The sequence below is a fragment of the Microbacterium testaceum StLB037 genome, assembly GCF_008763945.1.
In the GTDB taxonomy this organism is placed as follows: Bacteria; Actinomycetota; Actinomycetes; order Actinomycetales; family Microbacteriaceae; genus Microbacterium; species Microbacterium testaceum_G.
The window spans coordinates 1,789,083-1,805,294 of record NZ_VTQH01000001.1 but is presented as its reverse complement, the minus strand read 5'-3'; the positions used below and the strand labels follow the sequence as shown (position 1 = coordinate 1,805,294).

General features: G+C 71.9%; 15 protein-coding genes. 10 read left to right on the top strand and 5 right to left on the bottom strand.

Annotated features, from left to right (window positions below; genetic code table 11):
• Nucleotides 1-46: 46 nt before the first annotated feature.
• Nucleotides 47-184, top strand: a complete 138-nt coding sequence (locus F9B98_RS15930; protein ID WP_191966715.1) for a hypothetical protein — start codon at nt 47-49, stop codon at nt 182-184.
• Nucleotides 185-299: 115 nt separating this feature from the next.
• On the opposite strand, the gene F9B98_RS08380 is transcribed toward F9B98_RS15930, so the two are convergent.
• Nucleotides 300-1,316, bottom strand: a complete 1,017-nt coding sequence (locus F9B98_RS08380; protein WP_150955536.1) for a LacI family DNA-binding transcriptional regulator — start codon at nt 1,314-1,316, stop codon at nt 300-302.
• Nucleotides 1,317-1,456: 140 nt separating this feature from the next.
• Between F9B98_RS08380 and F9B98_RS08375 the strand changes: the two genes are divergently transcribed.
• From F9B98_RS08375 to F9B98_RS08360, 4 genes are all read left to right on the top strand, one after another.
• Nucleotides 1,457-3,520: a beta-galactosidase gene (locus tag F9B98_RS08375; protein ID WP_150955534.1), complete on the top strand. Its 2,064-nt coding sequence runs from the start codon at nt 1,457-1,459 to the stop codon at nt 3,518-3,520.
• Entirely contained in the window at nt 3,517-4,455 is a 939-nt protein-coding gene (locus tag F9B98_RS08370) for a carbohydrate ABC transporter permease (RefSeq protein WP_150955530.1), read from the top strand. The genes F9B98_RS08375 and F9B98_RS08370 overlap by 4 nt, the downstream gene beginning before the upstream one ends.
• On the top strand, nt 4,452-5,372 hold the full coding sequence (locus tag F9B98_RS08365) for a carbohydrate ABC transporter permease (RefSeq protein ID WP_150955526.1): 921 nt from the start codon (nt 4,452-4,454) through the stop codon (nt 5,370-5,372). Before F9B98_RS08370 ends, F9B98_RS08365 begins: the two co-directional genes overlap by 4 nt.
• Nucleotides 5,373-5,444: 72 nt before the next feature.
• Nucleotides 5,445-6,779 (top strand): ABC transporter substrate-binding protein, encoded by a 1,335-nt coding sequence (locus tag F9B98_RS08360; RefSeq protein WP_150955523.1) that lies wholly within the window; start codon nt 5,445-5,447, stop codon nt 6,777-6,779.
• A gap of 272 nt (nt 6,780-7,051) precedes the next feature.
• Here the strand turns inward: F9B98_RS08360 and F9B98_RS08355 are convergent, their stop codons facing one another.
• Nucleotides 7,052-8,017, bottom strand: coding sequence for a helix-turn-helix transcriptional regulator (locus F9B98_RS08355; RefSeq protein WP_150955520.1), 966 nt, complete (start codon nt 8,015-8,017; stop codon nt 7,052-7,054).
• Nucleotides 8,018-8,113: 96 nt separating this feature from the next.
• Between F9B98_RS08355 and F9B98_RS08350 the strand changes: the two genes are divergently transcribed.
• Complete coding sequence (locus F9B98_RS08350; RefSeq protein ID WP_150955517.1) at nt 8,114-8,530, top strand: VOC family protein; 417 nt, start codon at nt 8,114-8,116, stop codon at nt 8,528-8,530.
• Between the two features lie 131 nt (nt 8,531-8,661).
• Here F9B98_RS08350 and F9B98_RS08345 read toward each other — a convergent pair whose 3' ends face one another.
• Both F9B98_RS08345 and F9B98_RS08340 read right to left on the bottom strand, forming a co-directional pair.
• The gene (locus tag F9B98_RS08345; RefSeq protein ID WP_150955514.1) at nt 8,662-8,952 is read right to left on the bottom strand and encodes a hypothetical protein; all 291 of its coding nucleotides are present in this window, start codon (nt 8,950-8,952) and stop codon (nt 8,662-8,664) included.
• Between the two features lie 9 nt (nt 8,953-8,961).
• The gene (locus tag F9B98_RS08340) at nt 8,962-9,927 is read right to left on the bottom strand and encodes a LacI family DNA-binding transcriptional regulator (RefSeq protein ID WP_150955511.1); all 966 of its coding nucleotides are present in this window, start codon (nt 9,925-9,927) and stop codon (nt 8,962-8,964) included.
• A gap of 49 nt (nt 9,928-9,976) precedes the next feature.
• On the opposite strand from F9B98_RS08340, the gene galT reads away from it, so the two are divergent.
• The 3 genes from galT to F9B98_RS08325 all read left to right on the top strand — a co-directional run bounded on the left by galT (nt 9,977) and on the right by F9B98_RS08325 (nt 13,895).
• Complete coding sequence (gene galT / locus F9B98_RS08335) at nt 9,977-11,152, top strand: galactose-1-phosphate uridylyltransferase (RefSeq protein ID WP_191966714.1); 1,176 nt, start codon at nt 9,977-9,979, stop codon at nt 11,150-11,152.
• Entirely contained in the window at nt 11,149-12,312 is a 1,164-nt protein-coding gene (galK, locus tag F9B98_RS08330; protein WP_150955505.1) for a galactokinase, read from the top strand. The genes galT and galK overlap by 4 nt, the downstream gene beginning before the upstream one ends.
• Before the next feature lie 122 nt (nt 12,313-12,434).
• Nucleotides 12,435-13,895 (top strand): carboxylesterase/lipase family protein, encoded by a 1,461-nt coding sequence (locus F9B98_RS08325; RefSeq protein ID WP_150955501.1) that lies wholly within the window; start codon nt 12,435-12,437, stop codon nt 13,893-13,895.
• A gap of 136 nt (nt 13,896-14,031) precedes the next feature.
• Here F9B98_RS08325 and F9B98_RS08320 read toward each other — a convergent pair whose 3' ends face one another.
• Nucleotides 14,032-15,015 carry an LLM class F420-dependent oxidoreductase gene (locus F9B98_RS08320; protein WP_150955498.1) on the bottom strand — a complete coding sequence of 328 codons (984 nt, stop codon included), beginning with the start codon at nt 15,013-15,015 and terminating at the stop codon, nt 14,032-14,034.
• A gap of 206 nt (nt 15,016-15,221) precedes the next feature.
• On the opposite strand from F9B98_RS08320, the gene F9B98_RS08315 reads away from it, so the two are divergent.
• Nucleotides 15,222-16,196, top strand: coding sequence for a MauE/DoxX family redox-associated membrane protein (locus F9B98_RS08315; protein WP_150955496.1), 975 nt, complete (start codon nt 15,222-15,224; stop codon nt 16,194-16,196).
• The last annotated feature ends 16 nt before the right edge of the window (nt 16,197-16,212 follow it).

The window sequence follows — 16,212 nt, the reverse complement described above, 5'->3', positions numbered from 1 at the left end:
GCCTCACGCGGGACGCGGAGGGCCGTCGGAGGAGCAGGACGGGGACATGACCATGGCTGCGTGGCTCCGGTCGATTCCCTCCCTCACGGGGACTCCCCCGATCCCGGATGCCGATCGCGGCGAGGGTGCCGCCGAGGGCAGGGCCGACCATCGTGCCGATGCCGGCGGTCGCGCCCCGGGCTGACGCCGGGCCCGGAGGGCGGTTTGGGGCGGGATCTTCCATTTGGGGCAGAGAATTCCGCGCCCCGAACGGACAATCGCGCCCCGAACCTGACGACGGCGACCGCCGGCGACCGCGACTAGACCGAGGCGCGCCAGACGATGGGGGCGTCGAGCAGGATGCCGCCGGCATCGGCCACCCCGCCCGAGAGCTGCAGCAGCACGGCCTCGGCCGCGGCGGCGCCCAGCCCCTCGGCGGGTTGGTCGATCGTGGTGAGCGGGGGGTCGGTGCGCACCGCCCACGCGCTGTCGTCGAAGCCGACCACGCCGACGTCGTCGGGCACGCGTCGACCGGCGGCCCGCAGAGCCTGCACGGCGCCGGCGGCAACGGCATCCGACGCTCCGAAGACGGCGTCGATGTCGGGGGCGCGCTCGAGCAGGCGGCGCATGCCAGCCTCTCCGTCGGCGAAGGCGTAAAGCGGCACGGGCTCGACGAGGGACTCGTCGAAGTCTTCGCCGAGCGCCTCGCGGAAGCCCGCGAGCCGGTCGCTGCCCGAATCGCGATCGAGGGCCGCGGCGATCATGCCGATGCGACGGCGCCCGGATTCGCGCACGCGCGCGGTGATCGCCCGCGCAGCGCCGAGGTTGTCGATGCCGACCCAGGGGCGACGGATGCCGGGAGGGTGACCAACGTAGGCGACGGGGAGTCCGAGGCGCTCGACCACGTCGGTGATCGGGTCGTGGTGACGCGCGGAGACGATGACCGCGCCGTCGACGAAGCCGCCGCTGAGGTAGCGCGCGACCCGGTCGGTGTCGCGATCGGTGTCGACCACGACGCACACCATCTGATAGTCGGCGTTCGACAGGGCGGTGTTGGCCCCGAGCATGATGCCGCCGATGTTGGGGTCTTCGAGGAAGAGCGAGTGCGGCTCGTGCACGATGAAGCCGACGGCCTGCGTGCGCTGGCGGACGAGCGTGCGGGCCGCGTTGTTGGGCACGTAGCCGACCTCGCGGATCGCGGACTGGATGGCCTCGCGCGCGTGCTCGGACACGTATCCGCCGTTCAGAACGCGGCTGACGGTCCCCCGAGACACCCCCGCGGCCTTGGCGACATCGTGCACGGTACTGCGCCGGCGCCCGGGCGGAGGAGGCGTCATGCCCCTCACCCTATCGGCCCGCGGAAGTTGACGATCTCACATGGCCGTGTCAGTATGTGCACGTTCACACATTCTGCACCCCGATTTCGGCGGCTGAATGTGTGCACGTTCACAGAACCCCGCAAAGGAGCGCCCACCGGATGCTTGCCGTCGACCATCTGGCCCCGCTGAATCGCTCGAGCGATCGACCGGCCGATCCGACCCCCACGGGCGACGCCCTGGCGGCCCTGACTCGCGAGGGTCTCGTCTTCGGCTGCGACTACAACCCCGAGCAGTGGGACCGCGCCGTGTGGGACGAGGACATGCGCCTCATGGTCGAAGCCGGGGTCGGCCTCGTCGCGATCAACATCTTCGGCTGGTCGTGGATCAACCCCGCGCACGGCGTCTGGGCCTTCGACGAGCTCGACGAGGTCATGGACCTCGCCCACGCGCACGGCATCCGCGTCAACCTCGGTACCGCGACGGCCTCGCCCGCGCCGTGGGTGACCACGCGGCATCCGGAGATCCTCCCCGTCGCCGAGGACGGAACGCGCCGGTTCCCGGGCGGGCGCCAGGCGTACTGCCCCAGCTCCCCGGTGTTCCGCGCGTACGCCGCCGAGGTCAGCCGTCGCGTCGTCGAGCGCTACGCCGACCACCCGGCCCTGGCGATGTGGCACGTCTCGAACGAGCTCGGATGCCACAACGCCCTCTGCTACTGCGACGCCAGCGCCGCGGCGTTCCGCGAGTGGCTCGAGGCCCGCTACGGCACGGTCGCCGCCCTGAACACCGCGTGGGGCACCTCGTTCTGGAGCCAGCGCTACAGCGCGTGGGATCAGATCCTCCCGCCGATGGCCGCGCTGTCGCTGCGCAACCCCGCGCAGCTGCTCGACTTCCAGCGCTTCAGCTCCGACCAGCAGCTCGAGCTGTATCGGGCCGAGGCTCGCGTCATCCGCGAGCGGAGCACGGCGCCGGTGACGACGAACTTCATGGTCACCGCCCACATCCGCGCCCTCGACTACTTCTCGTGGGCGAGCGAGATGGACGTCGTCGCGAACGACCACTACCTCGACCGGCGCCTCCCCGAGCCGCTCGCCGAGCTCTCGTTCGCGGCGGACCTCACCCGCGGCCTCGCGGGCGGCAAACCCTGGCTGCTCATGGAGACCTCCACCGGCGCGGTCAACTGGCAGCCGCACAACCTCGCCAAGGGCGAGGGCGAACTGCTGCGCAACGTCGTCTCCCACGTGTCTCGCGGCGCCGACGGCATCTGCTTCTTCCAGTGGCGCGCCTCGACCCAGGGCGCCGAGAAGTTCCACTCGGCGCTCCTCCCCCACGCGGGAACCGACACCGCGCAGTGGCGCAGCGTGCTCGAGGTGGGCCGTACGCTGCGCCGGCTCCAGCCGATCGCGGGGTCACGGGTGGCCTCGGACGCCGCCGTGCTCTTCGACTGGGAGAGCTGGTGGTCGCTCGAGAACGAGGGTCGTCCCAGCGAAGACCTCCGCTACCTCGACCAGGTGCACGCCGCCCACGCCGCCCTGGCCGCCGCCGGCGTCTCGACCGACGTGGTCTCGGCCCGCGACGACCTCTCGGCCTACCGCCTGGTCGTCGTGCCGGCACTGCACCTGGTGCGCGACGAGGACGCTGCGGCCCTGGAGCGCTTCGTCGAGAACGGCGGAACGGCCGTCATCACCTTCGCCAGCGGCATCGTCGATCAGGACGACCGCGTGCGCCTCGGCGGGTACCCGGGGGCCTTCCGCGACCTGCTCGGCATCGTGTCGGAGGAGTTCGCGCCCCTCGGCCCGGGTCAGTCGGTCACCCTCGACGACGGCTCGACGGGCACCGTGTGGTCGGAGCGTCTGCGCACGGTCGACGCCGAGACCGACGCCCGCTTCGTCGACGGTCCCGCCGCGGGCCTTCCCGCCCGCACCCGCCGCGCGGTGGGCGCGGGATCCGCCTGGTACCTCGCCACCCTCCCCGCCGCCGAGGCCTACCGCGACCTGCTCGCGCGGGTCGCCCGGGGTGCCGGCATCCGCACCGTCGACGCCCTCCCCGGCGTCGAGGTCGTCCGCCGCGCGGGCGACGAGCGCTCGTACCTGTTCGTCATCAACCACACCACCGACACGGTCGAGATCGCGGCGCATGGGCGCGACGCGATCAGCGGCGAGCCCGTCGACGGCTCCGTCGCCGTCGCCGGCGGTGCCGTCCGCATCATCGAGGAGGCCTCGTGACCACCACCGCCCCCGCCCCGTCGGGCACCACGCACGCCACGGCTCCGCACGCTCCGCGTCTTCGGCGTTCGCGTGTGCTGCACAAGGGCTCCATCGCGATCCTGCTCGCGCCCTTCGGCATCCTGTTCGCGCTCTTCTACGTGCTGCCGATTGTCTTCGCGATCGGGCAGTCGTTGCTCGTCGTGCGCCGCGAGGGGACGTTCGGCAAGGCCGAGCTCGTCTTCGGCGGCCTCTCGCAGTACGCGCTCGTGTTCCAGAACGAGGCGTTCTGGACCTCGATGCTGCGCATGCTCGCCTTCGGCGTGGTGCAGGTGCCGATCATGCTGGGCCTCGCGCTGCTGTTCGCTCTGCTGCTGGACTCGCCGCTGCTCAAGGGCAAGCGCTTCTTCCGGCTCGCCTTCTTCGTCCCCTACGCCGTTCCGGGCGTCATCGCCGCGATCATGTGGGGCTCGCTCTTCTCGCCGAACCTCTCGCCGTTCACCGCTCTGACCCAGAACGTCGACTTCCTCGGCGCCGACCTCGTGCTGTGGGCCATCGCCAACGTGGTCACCTGGGTCTACGTCGGCTACAACATGCTGATCATCTACTCGTCGCTGCTGTCGATCCCCAGCGAGATCTACGAGGCGGCCCGCCTCGACGGCGCCGGGCAGTTCCGCATCGCCTGGTCGATCAAGATCCCCCTCGTGCGGCCCGCGATCGTGATGACCGCGATCTTCTCGATCATCGGCACGCTCCAGCTGCTCGCCGAGCCCCAGGTGTTCCGCTCGTTCAGCTCGGCGGTCACCAGCACGTTCACCCCGAACATGACCGTGTACGCCACGGCATCCATCCCCAACTCGAATCTCGCCGCGGCCTTCTCCGTGGTGCTCGCCGTGACCACCTTCGTGCTGTCCTTCGGCTTCATGAAGTGGATGCAGAAGAAGGGCAACGCATGAGCGCCGTCACCACCTCCCGCCCCGCTCGCAGCCCCCGTTCGGGCTCGACGCTCCCGGCCGCGACCCGCTCGCGCGCCATCCGCGAACCGCTGGTCTCGCGCACCTCGGCCATGCTCGTGATGGCCGTGTTCACGGTGTACTTCCTGCTGCCGCTGTGGTGGCTGCTGGTGGCCTCGAGCAAGAGCACCGGCGACATCCTCACGACGAACCCGCTGTGGTTCGCCGACATGCGCCTCTTCTCGAACATCGGCGACCTGTTCGCCTATCGCGACGGGATCTTCCTGCGCTGGCTCGGCAACTCGCTGCTGTACGCCGGCCTCGGCGGCGCCGTCGCGACGCTCCTGGCCGCGATGGCGGGATACGCGCTGGCCAAGTACCGCTTCCCCGGCCGGGAGCTCATCTTCGACGTGGTCCTCGGCGGCGTACTGGTGCCCGCCACGGCCCTGGCCCTGCCGCTCTTCCTCATCTTCAGCCAGGTGCAGCTCACTAACACCTTCTGGGCGGTGTTCCTACCCTCGTTGGTCAGCCCGTTCGGCGTCTATCTCGCGCGCATCTTCGCGGCGTCGTCGGTGCCCGACGAACTGCTCGAGGCCAGCCGCCTGGACGGCGCGGGCGAGATCCGCACCTTCTTCACCGTGAGCCTGCGCTTGATGAGCCCCGCCCTGGTGACGATGTTCCTCTTCCAGTTCGTCGCGATCTGGAACAACTTCTTCCTGCCGCTGATCATGCTGCGCAGCGAAGAGCTGTTCCCCGTCGTGTTCGGCCTCTACGGCTGGAACAACCAGCTCAACCAGATCCCGGAGCTCCGCGGGCTCGTGCTGATCGGCGCGCTGCTGTCGGTCATCCCCCTCATCGTCATCTTCCTGCTCCTCCAGCGCTTCTGGCGCAACGGTCTCGGCACCGGCGCCCTGAAGTAAACCCTCCGGCGACCCCGGTCGCCCTCACCCCGGGCGGAATGGCCCACCCGGGCACCCAGAGAAAGGCATTCCATGAAGAACAGAATCCTCACGGCGACCGCGGGCGTCGCCCTGTCGGCTCTCCTGCTGGCCGGCTGCGCGGGCGGAGGAACCGGCGACAGCGCCGGAGCCGCGGCCGCCGCCGACTGCGCCCCTTCCGACGGCCCCGTCACGCTCGAGTTCACCTCGTGGATCCCGGGCATCGAGAAGGTCGTCGAGATGTGGAACGCGGAGAACCCCGACATCCAGGTCAAGGTCCAGACCGGCCCCAACGGCAACAACGGCACCTACCAGAACTTCTTCAACCAGATCGCGGCCGGCAACGCCCCCGACCTCGGTCAGATCGAGTACGACGCCCTACCCAACTTCCTCGTGCAGGACGGCGTCGAGAACATCGCGGGCTGCGCCGACGTGATGGCCGCCAAGGACCAGTTCGTCGGCTGGGCCTGGAACCAGGCCACCCTCGGCCAGGAGAACGCCCTCTACGGCATCCCCCAGGACATCGGCCCGATGGCGCTGTTCTACCGCAAGGACCTGTTCGAGAAGAACGGCATCGCGATCCCCACGACGTGGGACGAGTACACCGAGGCGGCCAAGAAGATCCGCGCGCTCGGCGGGTACATCACGAACTTCTCGCAGTCCGACATCAACCAGTTCGCGGGCTTCGTCTGGCAGGCCGGCGGACAGTGGTTCGGCAACGACTCCGAGGGCTGGACGGTCTCGCTGACCGACGACGCCTCGAAGAAGGTCGCCGACTACTGGCAGTCGCTCATCGACCAGGACCTCGTCTCGACCTACCCGGCCTGGACCGATGAGTGGAACAACGCCTACAACTCCAGCAAGGTCTGGACGTGGAACTCCGCCGTCTGGGGCGCCAACTCGATCTCGAGCGGCGCTCCCGACACCACCGGCGGGTGGGCCGTCGCCGACCTGCCCCAGTGGAAGGCCGGAGACGCCGTCTCGGGTAACTGGGGCGGCTCGTCGATCGCCGTCCTCAAGGGCAGCGAGCACCCGTACGAAGCCACGAAGTTCGCCCTGTGGCTGAACACCTCGCAGGAGGCCCTGACCGCCCTGAACGAAGAGGCCAACATCTACCCGGCCACGACCGAGGGCCTCAAGCTCCCCTCGCTCGCGAAGGGCGTCGACTTCTACGGCGGCCAGAAGATCTACGACGTCTTCGCGAAGGCGGCTACCGAGGTCACCCCCGACTTCACATGGGGCCCGACCATGACCAAGACCTACGCGGACGTCTCCGACGGCTTCAAGGCGGCGGTCAGCGGCAGCGGCACCCTCGCCGACGCCCTCCAGAAGGGGCAGGATGCCACGATCGGCGCGCTCGAGTCGCAGTCGATCCCCGTGAAGAAGTAACAGACTCTCCCCACGAGAGGCGCCCGCGGATGCTCCAGCATCCGCGGGCGTTCTTCGTTTCCGGATGCCGGGGGGGGGGCTGGGCGGCCGCGGGCTCAGGGGCTCGCGGGGTCTCTGGGCCGCGGGGTTGGGGGCCCGCGCGGTCTGGGGGCCGCGGGTCCGGTGCCCGGGGTTTGGGGCGGATTTCGTCGCTTGGGGCGGGATTTCCACGCCCCGAACGCCAGAATGCGCCCCAAACCGGGAGAAGCGGGGCGCGGATGGCGGCGCGGCCCTCAGCCCGCCGCGGCGGCCGCGGCTCGCCGCGCGACTTCGGCGAGCGCTTGACGCAGAGCCGCAGGTCGGGCGTCGGCGATCGGCCGGTCGAACCGCAGGCATTCCGCAGCGAGAGCACCCCACGACCACGACCCCAGCGACACGCGGGTGCGGCCGTCGTCGGTGTCGGCGAGGATGCCGTCGACCACGTACGGCTCGAGCTCGGCGAGCGACGCAGCGACGACCACCTCGCCGCGGCACGGCCATCGTCCCGTCTCGTCCCCTCCGCGGAAGCGCCCCTCGAGGTAGCGCACCGGATCGCCCCCGGGCACCTCGCGCCGCGTGAAGGCGCGCCCGCGGTGACTCTTGAGCGCCATCCGGTCGACGCGATAGACGCGCCAGTCCGCGCGCTCGGGGGTGAAGCCGATCAGGTACCACCGTCCACCGGACCACAGCAGATGATGCGGCGCGGTCACCCGCGCGGGCCCTTCCGAGCCGGAGTAGTCGAAGCGCACCTCTTCGCCCGCGTCGATGGCGTCCTCGATCGCACCGAGGACGGCCGGATCCACGCCCACGGCCCCCGCCGGCGCCACGGCCTGGACGGCGAATCGCCGCGCCCGACGTCCGAGCGGCTCGGGCAGCAGACGCGAAAGGACGCTCAGCGCTTCGTCGGCGGCATCCGCCAACGGCCCGCCCATCGCCGCGGCGAGCCGGAGGGCGATGGCGACCGTCACGGCCTGCTCCGCATCGAAGGCCACGGGTGGTAGCTGAGCTCCGGCACGCAGGCGATATCCGCCCGCGGGTCCGCGTGTCGAGTCGATCTCGTACCCGAGCTCTCGGAGGCGGTCGACGTCGCGGCGGACCGTGCGCTCGCTGACGGCGAGACGCCCGGCGAGCGCAGCGGCCGACCAGTCGCGGCGCGACTGCAGCACGGTCAGCAGCGACAGCAGCCGACGCGACGTCGAGGGTGCGGAACTCTCCGGCATGGCATCCATTCTGCGCTTCATTGCGGACGATCCCTGACCGCAATGGGCGAGAGAGTCATGGCATCCGGAACCTCCCGGCGTCAGACAGGAATCGACATGAGCCTCACCACCACTCTCCACGTCAACTTCGACGGCCAGGCGGCCGACGCCCTCGCGTTCTACGCCGAGGTCTTCGGCGGCACCGTCACCGCCGTCCCCTACGGCGACATCGCGGAGGTGCCGGAGCAACGCGAGCAGATCGTGTGGGGCGAGATGGTCGCGCCCAGCGGCGTGCACGTGATGGCGTACGACATCCAGCGCTCGCTCGCTTACGACCGCGGAGCCAACCCCTTCTACCTCGCCCTGCGCGGACACGATGCCGACGAGGTGCGCGCCGCGTGGGACGGATTGAGTCGGGATGCCGAGATCCTCGCGCCCTTCGGACCGTCGGCGTTCTCGCCCCTGTACGGCAAGCTCGTCGACCGCTTCGGCGTGGTCTGGATCATCGACGTGATCGCCCCCTGGAACGGCTGAGCGGCCGGAGTCACACGGCGTTTCGGGGCGCGTCGCGCATCGGGGCGGGCGCCGAGCGCCCCGGTGCACGACCACCACCCCGGACCCGCTCGACGCTCCTGGCGTAACCGGGGCGGGAGTCGTGACGCCGGTCAGTCGGGGGCGGAAGCGGCGAGGCGGAGCGACATCTGCCCGGCCGCGGCGGCAAGCCGTGCGTCGGACGTGGCGACCGGTGCGCGCAGATGCGCGGCCGCCGCGAGGACGCACGTGTCGGGCATTTCCAGCTCGTCAGCGGCTCGTAGCCGACCGAGCAGCAGAGGCTCGTCGGGACCCAGCTCCGCGACCTGCACCCCGAGGTCGCGGAGGGCGCCCCACAGCTCCTCCTCGCGCCCGACGCGCGCGGCGGCGACCAGGGTCTCGGCCCGACTCGTACGGTGCAACACCTCTACTCGTCAGGCCACACCGCTGCTCGCGCGCACCACCAGCGCGGCCGGCACCGACTCGGCGGCCGACTCCCCACCCTCGATCGCCGCGACCAGGGCAGCGACGACTCGGCGACCGAGGGCGTCGAAGTCCTGCCGCACGGTGGTCAGCGGCGGGCGGTACTCCGCGGCATCCACGATGTCGTCGAAACCCACCACGGCGACGTCCTCGGGAACCCGCCGACCCGCGTCGGCGAGGGCGCGCAGGGCACCCAGAGCCATCTGGTCGTTGGCGACGAAGAGCGCGGTGGCGTCCGCAAGGCCGGAGGCCGCCGAGTGACCGGATGCCGAGGTCCAGTCACCCCGGACAGGCTCCGGGACGACGGCACCGGCGTCGGCGAGAGCCGCGCGCCAGCCGCGCTCGCGCTCGGCGGCGGCGAAGGAGCGGACGGGCCCGGCGAGGTGATGCACCGTGGCATGCCCCCGCGAGAGGAGGTGCTCCGTCGCGGCGCGGGCGCCCCCGGCGTGATCGGTCTGCACGATCGAGAAGCGCGCGTCGGGTGGGGAATCCACCACGACGAGGTGCAAGTCGGCGGGTGGTTCGGCGTCGCGCGCGAGCTCGGTCGCCTCGTTCAGCACGACGGCGCCGTCGACGCCCTGCGAGCGGAGCCGGGCGAACGCCTCGCGGATGCCGCGCTCTCCGACGGTCACGACCGCCAGGGCGTAGTCGCGGGCGGCCGCGGCCTCGGAGATCGCCTGGAGCATGCGCGAATTGCCGACCGAGGCGAGGGTCGACACGACCAGGCCGATCGTGGAGGTCTGGCCGGTGCGCAGGGCACGCGCGGCCCGGTGCATGCGGTAGCCGAGATCGGCCATGGCCTTCTCGACGCGCACCCGCGTCGCGGGGTCGACCCGGGGGCTGCCGTTGGCCACGCGAGACACCGTCTGCGCCGAGACCCCGGCCTTCGCGGCCACATCCGCCATCGATACGCGCATCACGCCCCCTCATGTTGACGATAGCACGCGCCAGTTGTACCGTGTTATCGTGAACACGGACACCCCCTCCGCGCAGCCCCTGGGCGCCGGCGTCGTCAAGCGCCCGACGCGCCTCGCCGACGGTCGCGAGCTCATCTACTTCGACGATCCCGACACCTCGCTCGGCGCCGAGCGCTCGGTCGACGCCCGCACACTCGACCCCCGGCCGGCCACCGCCACCATGCGTCAGGACGTGCTGACCGGCGACTGGATCACCGTGGCATCCAATCGGCAGAACCGCGCGTTCCTGCCGCCGGCGCACCTCGACCCGCTCTCGCCGCAGACGCCGACCAACCCGTCCGAGATCCCCTCGCTCTACGACGTCGCCGTCTTCGAGAACAAGTCACCGTCGTTCGGCCCCGCCCTCGACGCGGCGATCGGCGACGCCCCCGCGGCCGTCGATCCGCCCCGCGGCGACGACGACCTCGAGCACCTCGGCCTCGGCCGCACGCGCACCTCGGTGGGCCGCTGCGAGGTCGTGTGCTTCAGCCCCCAGCACGAGGGCTCGTTCGGGTCGCTCTCGCGCACGCGCGCGCGCACCGTCATCGAGGCGTGGGCCGACCGGACCGCGGCGCTGTCGGCTCTGCCCGGCATCCGTCAGGTGTTCCCCTTCGAGAACCGCGGGCAGGAGATCGGCGTCACCCTCCCCCACCCGCACGGCCAGATCTACGCCTACCCGTACGTGACGCCGCGCACGCACCGCCTGCTCGACACGATCTCGCGCACCTCCGACGACCTGTTCGCCCGCATCCTCGCCTTCGAGCAGGCCGGCGACCGCGTCGTGCTGCGGGGCGAGCACTGGACGGCGTTCGTGCCCTTCGCCGCCCGCTGGCCCATCGAGGTGCACGTGCTGCCGCACCGTCACGTCGCCGACCTCGCCGAGACGACCGACGCCGAGCGCGACGAGCTCGCTCCCTTCTACCTGCGCCTGCTGCGGGGGATCGACGCGCTGTATGACACTCCCACGCCCTACATCGCGGCCTGGCATCAGGCTCCGGTCGGGCGCGGACGCGAGGCGGTACGCCTCAACCTGCAGATCACCTCGCCGCGCCGCGCCGCCGACAAGCTGAAGTACCTCGCCGGGTCCGAGGCCGCCATGGGCGCCTGGATCGGCGACGTGACCCCCGAGTCGCAGGCCGAGCGCCTGCGCGCCGCCCTCGACACCGTTCCGGAGGTGACGGCATGACCGCCGTCGACGACGCCCGCGCCCTACTCGCCACCCTGACCGACGCGCCCGAGGTCGGAGTCTGGTCGGCCCCCGGCCGTGCCAACCTCATCGGCGAGCACACCGACTACAACGAGGGCTTCGTCTTCCCCTTCGCGATCGCGCAGCGCACCGCCGCCGCCGTGGCCCTGCGCGACGACGACGTGATCCGGGTGCGCTCGACCTTCTCCCCCGACGCCGTGGAGGTGTCGCTCGCCGACCTCGACGCCCGCATCGCCGCGGGGGGCCTCGACTGGGCGGGCTACCCGCTGGGCGTGGCGTGGGCGCTGCGTCGGGCGGCTCCGGATGCCGTGACACGAGGCGTCGACATCGCTCTGGCCTCGGACGTGCCGGTGGGTGCCGGTCTGTCGTCGTCGGCCGCGATCGAGGGGGCCGTGGCCTCCGCCCTCAACGACGTGTGGAGCGCCGGTCTCGACAAGGTCGCCCTCGCCCGGGTCGGCCGCACCGCCGAGAACGACGCCGTGGGCGCCCCGACCGGGATCATGGACCAGATGGCCTCGATGCTGGGCGTCGCGGATGCGGCGACCTTCCTCGACTGCCGCACCCTCGAGACGCGCGCGGTGCCCCTCGGCTTCGCCGACGCCGGCCTGTCGATCCTCGTCACCGACACGCTCGTCGAGCACGCGCACTCCACCGGCGGATACCGCGAGCGCCGCGAGGCGTGCGAGCGCGGGGCCGCGGCGTTCGGCGTCTCCTCGCTGCGCGACCTCGGCGTCGACGATCTGCCGCGCGCCGAGGAGATCCTCGACGACGTGACCTTCCGCCGCGTCCGGCACGTGATCACCGAGAACCAGCGCGTACTCGACACCGTGTCCGCCCTCGACGCCGACGGCCCCTCCGCGATCGGCGAGCTGCTCGTCGCCTCGCACGTCTCGATGCGCGACGACTTCGAGATCTCGGTCCCCGAGCTCGACCTGGCCGTCGAGACGACCCTGGCGCACGGCGCCCTGGGCGCGCGCATGACCGGCGGAGGCTTCGGCGGGGCGGCCATCGCGCTGATCCCCACCGGACTCGTGCCGGCAGCGACCGCCGCCGTGCGCGCCGCGTTCGCGGCATCCGGATTCCGCGCTCCGAACATCTTCACGGTGGCCCCGTCCGAGGGCGCGCGCCGCGACGCGTGACCGCTCTTCCCCGATAAACGCCCGCTGCACCGGGAAACGCTCGCCGAGAGCGTTTGTCGGTGCAGCGCGCGTTTATCACCGGATGAGCCCCCTCACGCGGGGTTGCGCGGCAGGATGAGGGGATGGATGCCGCTCCCCTCGCCGTGACCTCGAAGGGCTTCGTCCGCGGGTTCCGGCGCGGCGGGACCGCCGTGTTCCTCGGCATCCCGTTCGCTCAGGCGCCGGTGGGGGCGCTGCGCTTCGCCTCCCCCGTGCCGGTCGAGGCGTGGGAGGGCGTGCGCGAGGCCACGGCGTACGGCGCGACGACCCAGCGCGGCGATGCCGGCATCACGCTCATCCCCGAGCCCAGCGTGCCCGGCGGGGCCACGCTGAACGTCAACGTCTTCGCCCCGGCGGATACGGATCCGGATGCCGCCCTCCCGGTGCTCGTGTGGATCCACGGGGGCGGTTTCACCTCGGGCTCCCCCGCGAGCCGCTGGTACGACGGCGATGCGTTCGCGCGCGACGGGGTGATCACCGTGGTGATCTCGTACCGGATCGGCTTCGATGGTTTCGGTCACATCGACGGGGCCCCGGACAATCGGGGCCTGCGCGATCAGATCGCGGCCCTGGAGTGGGTGCGCGACGAGATCCGCGCCTTCGGCGGGGACCCCGCACGGGTGACGGTGGCGGGGCAGTCGGCGGGCGGCGGGTCGGTGCTCGCACTGATGTCGAGCCCCGCGGCATCCGGTCTCTTCTCCGCCGCGATGGCGATCTCGCCCGCGATCGGCGCGGTCGCCCCCGACGCTGCACGGGCGTTCGCCGATCGCGTCGCCGCTCGGGCGGGCGTGCGCTCCGACCGAGAGGGCTTCGCGTCCGTCCCCGAGGAGCGCGTGCTCGCCGCGCAGAGGAGCGCCCTCGCGCCGCATCTCGTCCGGGCGCTGTCGTCGCTCGCGACGCTGCTCGACGACGGCTTGCCCCTCGGGCCCGTCATCGACGGCGACGTGCTGCCGCGGCATCCGCTCGACGCTCTCGCCGACGGCGCCTCGGCCGACGTGCCGCTGATCATCGGGTCGACCGACGACGAGTTCACGGCGCTGACCGCGCCGTACGCCGCCGTGCTCCGCGCGGTCCCGGTGCCTCTCGCCCTGGCCGTGCTGGGCCTGCGACGCTCGCGCCGGCGGGCGTACCTCGAGCGCTCCCGCCGGCGAGGAGCTGCGGCGGTGCTCGGCGGGTACGCGACCGACCGCGTCATCCGCTCGACCGTGCTGAAAGCCGCCCGGGCGCGCGGCACGGCCCCGACCTGGCTCTACCGCTTCGCGTGGGAGTCGCCCGTGCCGTCGATCGGCGTGGCCTGCCACTGCCTCGACGTGCCGTTCTGGTTCGACCATCTCGACGCCGACGGGGTGGCCGCGATCGCGGGCACCCCGTCGCTCGACCTCGCGACGCAGATGCACGGCGCCGCGGTCGCCTTCGCGCGGGATCAAGACCCGGGATGGCCGACGTGGGATGCCACGACCCGAGACGCGCGGGTGTTCGGCGCCGCGGCATCCGCCCCCGTCGTCGAATCGGACGCCTACGCCGACGTCGCCCCGCTGGTCTGAGCCCTGCGGCGCCCGCGCACGCCCGCGAACGCGCACGCGCTCGCGTGAGTCGCCAAGAATTGTCGCTTCACGAGCGGGAGAAGCGACACATCCTGGCGACTCACGCGTGATGCGCGCGGGGCCGCCGCGCCGCCGATCAGAGGTGCGGGACGACCTCGCGCTCGAAGAGGGAGATGCCGGAGGTGTCGTACGCGGCCTCGGGGAAGTAGTGGATCGCGTAGCCGAGGCCGTGGGCGGCGCGCTCGCGCAGGCGCTCGACGATCTGCTCGGGGGTGCCGAACGCGTCGGAGGAGCGGTAGTCGGCCTCGATGGCATCCGCCCGCTCGTCGCCGACGTGCGGACGAAGGCGCGCGACCACGGCGGCCAGGCGGTCGGACGCCTCGGCCTCGGTCTCGGCGACGATCGTGTTGAAGTTCGTCGAGCGGGTGATCTCGCTCGCGTCGCGGCCGAGGGTCTCGCAGTGCCCGCGCAGCACCTCGGACTTGTGGTCGAACTCCTCGAGTGAACCGCCGAAGTTCGTGTACGAGGCGTACTTCGCCGCGATCTTGAGCGTGACCTTCTCGCCGCCGCCGGCGATCCACAGCGGAATGCCGCCGGGCTGCAGCGGCTTCGGCTGCACGATCGCACCGTCGACCTCGTAGTACTTGCCCGAGAGGGTGGCCTCTCCGGTCGTCCAGGCCTGGTGCATGATCTCGACGCCCTCGCGCAGGCGCCCGAGGCGCTCGGCGATGGGAGGGAAGCCGTAACCGTAGGCCTTCCACTCGTGCTCGTACCAGCCGCCGCCGATGCCCATCTCGGCGCGACCGCCCGAGATCGCGTCGACCGTGGCGGCGACCTTGGCGAGATACGCGGGGTTGCGGTACCCCATGCAGGTGCACATCTGGCCGAGGCGCACGCGATCGGTCGCGGCGGCGAAAGCGGCCATGAGCGTCCACGCCTCGTGGGTGGCCTCGGTGCTCGGCACGGGGGTGGTGTGGAAGTGATCGTAGACCCAGATCGAGGTCCAGGGCCCGTCATCGGCGCTCTGGGCGAGGGAGTTCATCACCCGCCAGTGCTCGGAGGGGTCGATTCCCACGAGGTCGAAGCGCCAGCCCTGCGGTACGAAGATGCCGAAGTCCATGGCCTCACCCTAGGCGCGTCGAGCCCCGCGCGGGGCCGAGGGACGGAACACGAGACGGCGAGACGCCCGGAGCGGCACCCGCGACGCTCGGCGGCCGGGTGCGGGCGAGGTCGGGGCCCGAACGGGGTGAAACCGGGCCGGCGTGCGCGCCTGGCGGGTAGACCGCGCGGCATGCTGATTCGGCGCGCCCCCGCGCCCCTCTGCTTATGAACCCCCTCACTCTCTGCCTTCTGGTCGTCGCGGCCCCCTTCCTCGTCTCGAGCGGCGTCGCGAAGCTCGTCGCGCTCGACGATGCACCGCGCACCCTGTCGGCCCTGCGGGTTCCGGTGCGTCCGGCGCGGACGGTGGTCGCAGCCGTCTCGCTCACCGAGATCGCTCTCGGCCTCGCCCTGCTCACCCTCGACGGCCAGGCGCGCCTGCTCGCCGCGACCGCCACCGCCCTGCTGCTCGCCGGCTTCACCGTCCTCACCGCGCGTGCCGTCGCTCGCGGCTCGGTCGAGGAGTGCGGGTGCTTCGGCCGGTGGAACCGCACGCCCGTCTCGGGGGCGCTGGTGCGGCGCAACAGCCTGCTCGCGCTCGGCGCGCTGATCCTCACCACGGCGAGCGCCGCGTCGTCGACTGCTCACGAGCCCGCCGCCGTCGCCGTGCTCGTGAGCGACCCCGTCGAGGTGGCCCTCGCCGTCGCGACCGGATGGGGTCTGCTCCTAGTTGGTGCGTTCGCGGCGCGAGCCGGGGTCCGCGGCGCGCTGCCCGCGGCCGACATCCTGCACCGTCGGCCGCCGCTCATCCGCGAAGACGGCCTCGTCTTCGACGTGGTCACCGAGGCCGTGCGCGGGCGCGGTCAGTTGCTGCTCTTCGGACAGCCCCTGTGCGGACGGTGCGAACGGGCGGTCGACCTGCTCGACCAGAACGCCGACGCCCTCGGAGCCTTCCTCGATGTCCGCGTCGTCTACGCCGTGGGCCCGGGCGTCGACTGGAACGCTCCCGCGCGCACGGCCGACGGCCCGCGCACCCCGTCGGCACTCGACCTCGGTGGACAGCTCGCCCAGGCCCTCGACATCGGCTCGGAGCGACCGGTCGCAGTCCTCATCGCGACGAGCGGGCGCCCGGTGCCGCCGTACGCGGTCGGTGAGACCGAGATCGCGCAGCTCGTCGACGCGCTCGTGGCCTCGCGCGTCTGACGTCGGGCCCCGGAGG

Bases quoted from the DNA above. Each gene is read 5' to 3' on its own strand.
- F9B98_RS15930 (WP_191966715.1), top strand. From the start codon at position 47: ATGACCATGGCTGCGTGGCTCCGGTCGATTCCCTCCCTCACGGGGACT.
- F9B98_RS08380 (WP_150955536.1), bottom strand. From the start codon at position 1,316: ATGACGCCTCCTCCGCCCGGGCGCCGGCGCAGTACCGTGCACGATGTC.
- F9B98_RS08375 (WP_150955534.1), top strand. From the start codon at position 1,457: ATGCTTGCCGTCGACCATCTGGCCCCGCTGAATCGCTCGAGCGATCGA.
- F9B98_RS08365 (WP_150955526.1), top strand. From the start codon at position 4,452: ATGAGCGCCGTCACCACCTCCCGCCCCGCTCGCAGCCCCCGTTCGGGC.
- F9B98_RS08360 (WP_150955523.1), top strand. From the start codon at position 5,445: ATGAAGAACAGAATCCTCACGGCGACCGCGGGCGTCGCCCTGTCGGCT.
- F9B98_RS08355 (WP_150955520.1), bottom strand. From the start codon at position 8,017: ATGCCGGAGAGTTCCGCACCCTCGACGTCGCGTCGGCTGCTGTCGCTG.
- F9B98_RS08350 (WP_150955517.1), top strand. From the start codon at position 8,114: ATGAGCCTCACCACCACTCTCCACGTCAACTTCGACGGCCAGGCGGCC.
- F9B98_RS08340 (WP_150955511.1), bottom strand. From the start codon at position 9,927: ATGCGCGTATCGATGGCGGATGTGGCCGCGAAGGCCGGGGTCTCGGCG.
- galK (WP_150955505.1), top strand. From the start codon at position 11,149: ATGACCGCCGTCGACGACGCCCGCGCCCTACTCGCCACCCTGACCGAC.
- F9B98_RS08325 (WP_150955501.1), top strand. From the start codon at position 12,435: ATGGATGCCGCTCCCCTCGCCGTGACCTCGAAGGGCTTCGTCCGCGGG.
- F9B98_RS08320 (WP_150955498.1), bottom strand. From the start codon at position 15,015: ATGGACTTCGGCATCTTCGTACCGCAGGGCTGGCGCTTCGACCTCGTG.
- F9B98_RS08315 (WP_150955496.1), top strand. From the start codon at position 15,222: ATGAACCCCCTCACTCTCTGCCTTCTGGTCGTCGCGGCCCCCTTCCTC.